The organism is Streptococcus sp. 1449, from assembly GCF_013276805.1.
Classification (GTDB): Bacteria; Bacillota; Bacilli; order Lactobacillales; family Streptococcaceae; genus Streptococcus; species Streptococcus pseudopneumoniae.
This window is the reverse complement of record NZ_VMLS01000121.1, coordinates 1-3,208: the sequence shown is the minus strand read 5'-3', so window position 1 is coordinate 3,208 and position 3,208 is coordinate 1. Positions and strand designations below refer to the sequence as shown.

The following is a 3,208-nucleotide window of genomic DNA, read 5'->3' as shown; positions in this document are numbered from 1 at the left end:
CAAAGATGGGATTATAGCACAAGTAAGTTATTTTGTAAACCTTTACATGTAACTTTTTTTAAAATTTTTTTAGACTCATGTTCCTAAACTAGAAGGACTTTCTTACACGCGTTCTTTCCATGAAGTTGCTGTTGTTTGAAGAACTTTGTTGAGTTCGTCAATGTTTTCAAAACCAGTTGTGCGAAGCCATTCGCGAGCTGCTGCTTCACCATCTTTGATGTAAGCTTCAACTGATCCAGCCCATGTAGCACGGCCACAAAGAACTCCATTGAAGTTTGCACCTGATTCATGGGCAAATACAAGAGTATCTTGGAAGAGTTTAGCTGATACACCAGCACTCAAGTAGATGTATGGCAAGTTAGTTGCTTCATCTTGTGCTTTGAAGAAGGCTGCTGCTTCTTCACGTGTATAAACCACTTCACCTTCAGCGAAGCCTTCAACATATTTAATGTTAACAGGAACTTCAACTTTCAATACATCAATGTTAAAGCGTGGGTCTGAGAAGACTTTCATAGCACCGATAACTTTGTGTGGTTTTACTTTCGCGTATTCTACAGAACCTGCGTCAGCAATTTTTTCATCGTAAGCAAGAATTTCAAGGAAGAATGGGATATCTTCAGCCACACACTCTGAACCGATACGTTCGATGTAAGCTTGTTTTTCTTGGTTGAGTTCGTCTGAACTATCTACATCATAGTAAAGCAAGAATTTAACTGCATCTGCACCTTCTTCTTTAATACGTTTTGCAGACCAAACATCCAAGCAGTCTGGCAAGCGTTTTGTGCTTGTTGTATCATAACCTGTTTTTTCATAAGCAAGGAGAAGACCAGCTTTTTCATCAAGAGCTTTAGTCGCTGGAAGTCCATATTCAGGGTCAAGAAGCATAGATGAAGCGTATTTAGTCAATTCATCTGCTACCAAGACTTTCAATTCTTCCATTTGAGCCACAGTTGGTTCTTCTGTTTGGTGTTGAGCCATGAGGCGTTTCAAAGCACCACGTTGGTCAAATGCAAGAGCTGAGATGATACCATTTTCATCAGAAAGTTTTTCTAAGCGTGCACGTTTTTGTTCTGTTAAAGCCATTTTATACCTCTTTTACTATTAATTGATCATATAGAGCTTGATAGTTGGCCATGTTGACATGACCAGTCATTTTTTCTTGAGCATTAAGCATTCCAAGGACATTTGCCTTGATTAAAAGTTCTGCATCAGATTCTTTATGAAGAAGTCCTGAAGAAATTCCTGCTACAGTAGAGTCTCCAGATCCGACAGGGTTGACTACCTGAATTCTAGGAATATCTACCTTGTAGAAAGTGTCACCATGTTTGGCAAAGGCACCGTTGGCACCAAGTGAAACGATAATCCATTCAATACCTGCAAACAAAGGTTCTTGAAGTACTTCTTTTAATTCATCCAAATCCTCAGAAACTTCTCTTCCAAGAAGCTGAGATAATTCCTCATTATTTGGTTTGATGACTGTTGGTTTATGTGGTGATTCAAGAACCGCCTGAAGTGCTGCACCAGAGCAGTCCAAAACAACAGGCTTGCCAGCTTGATTAGCAACTTCTACCAAGCTCGCATAGTAATCAACTGGAAGGCCAGCTGGTAAACTACCTGAGATAGCTACTACTTCAACTGACTCCAAGAGTTTTTTGAAATGTTCCAAAAAGTCTTGACCTTCCTGTTCCAATACTACAGGACCTTTTTCAAGAACTTCTGTTTGGTTGTCTCCGTGAAGAATAGCGATACAGTTACGAGTTTCTCCCTGAATTGAGAAGAAATCTTTTTTTACTTGATTATCGATATGTTCAACCAAAAACTCACCAAGTTTGCCACCCACTAAACCAGTAGCAAGAACAGAATCACCAAATTCTGAAAGTACGCGAGTAACATTGAGTCCCTTACCACCAGCCGTTTTGGTTACATCCACCACACGATTGACAGTATCAATCTTCAACTCATCCAAGGGATAGGAAATATCAATGGATGGGTTCATTGTGACTGTTAAAATCATAGGTCACCTCTTAGTCGTGGTATTCTCCGCGATCCCATTTTTCAAGGAATTCAGTGAAGAAGTTTGCGTCTGTTTGTCGATCATTGTGACTTTCAACATGTTCAATTTTCGCAATCAATTTTTTGTTTTCTTCAGATGGTTTGTATTCAGCATGGATGAAAGCTTCGATGATATCACACATGAGCAATTCACCAGTAATCTTACCACCAAAACCGATAACGTTAGCGTTCAATTGTTCTTTAGCATAAAGAGCTGTTGTCATATCACGAACCAAGGCAGAACGGACACCTGGAACTTTATTTACAGCGTTGTTGATACCAACACCTGTACCACAGATACATACCCCAAGATCAGCTTGACCACTAGTTACTGCTTCCCCTACTTTTTTACCAAAGATTGGGTAGTGAGTACGTGTATGGTCATATGTACCAAAGTCAATGACTTCATATCCTTTTGATTTCAAAAATTCTGAAACCGCCATTTTTTCATCTGTTACGATGTGGTCACATCCAATTGCAATTCTCATTTTTATCTTACCTTTCTTACTGTAATCTAATTAGCACATTTTGTTCAACATGTCGACACGGATTTGATGACGACCACCGTCGTATTTACCGTTAACAAATCCTTTAGCGATGTTTTTAGCCAATTCATCACCAACAAGTTGTGCACCCATAGTGATCATACGTGAATTGTTGTGGCCACGAGTCATATAAGCTGAACGTTCGTCAGATACTTCTGCAGCAACCATTCCTTTGATTTTTGTTGCGACCATAAATGGACCAGCACCGTAAGCATCAATCACGATACCAAGGTTTTGTTCTTCTTTGTTTACTTCTGCAGCAACAGCGAGAGTCACATCAACAAAGTCTTGACCTTCAGCTGTAACATCCACAACGTGGAAATTTTCTTTTTCTAAGAAGTCTTTCACAACTTCTTTCAATCTCAAACCTGCAGCATCTGCACCGATAACAATAGACATATTGTATACTCCTTTTTATTTTTTCTATGCTGGATTCCAGCAGTGTATTGGCTGTCTTTAAAAAACAGTCAATTAGTCCTCACAAACATAATATACTACTATTGTTTGAAAAAGTCAACAGTTTGTGTTTGTTTTTGTTATTTATTTTTTTACTTTTTTATAAAACTTCTATCTCAAACCCTAATTTTTCAACCGTAACCGCCCAATAACGA

At 38.8% G+C, this 3,208-nt stretch carries 4 protein-coding genes; all 4 read right to left on the bottom strand.

Translation table 11 applies throughout. The features are described 5' to 3' along the window. Positions 1-102: 102 nt before the first annotated feature. Genes lacD through lacA form a run of 4 tightly spaced genes read right to left on the bottom strand, consistent with a single transcriptional unit; the run spans position 103 to position 2,996 of the window. Positions 103-1,083: a tagatose-bisphosphate aldolase gene (gene lacD / locus HT687_RS11560; protein WP_001229114.1), complete on the bottom strand. Its 981-nt coding sequence runs from the start codon at positions 1,081-1,083 to the stop codon at positions 103-105. Between the two features lies 1 nt (position 1,084). Then, positions 1,085-2,014 (bottom strand): tagatose-6-phosphate kinase, encoded by a 930-nt coding sequence (locus HT687_RS11555; RefSeq protein ID WP_172924223.1) that lies wholly within the window; start codon positions 2,012-2,014, stop codon positions 1,085-1,087. A gap of 10 nt (positions 2,015-2,024) precedes the next feature. Beyond that, complete coding sequence (lacB, locus tag HT687_RS11550) at positions 2,025-2,540, bottom strand: galactose-6-phosphate isomerase subunit LacB (protein WP_001216914.1); 516 nt, start codon at positions 2,538-2,540, stop codon at positions 2,025-2,027. Positions 2,541-2,570: 30 nt separating this feature from the next. After that, the gene (gene lacA / locus HT687_RS11545) at positions 2,571-2,996 is read right to left on the bottom strand and encodes a galactose-6-phosphate isomerase subunit LacA (protein ID WP_000029277.1); all 426 of its coding nucleotides are present in this window, start codon (positions 2,994-2,996) and stop codon (positions 2,571-2,573) included. Positions 2,997-3,208 lie beyond the last annotated feature (212 nt).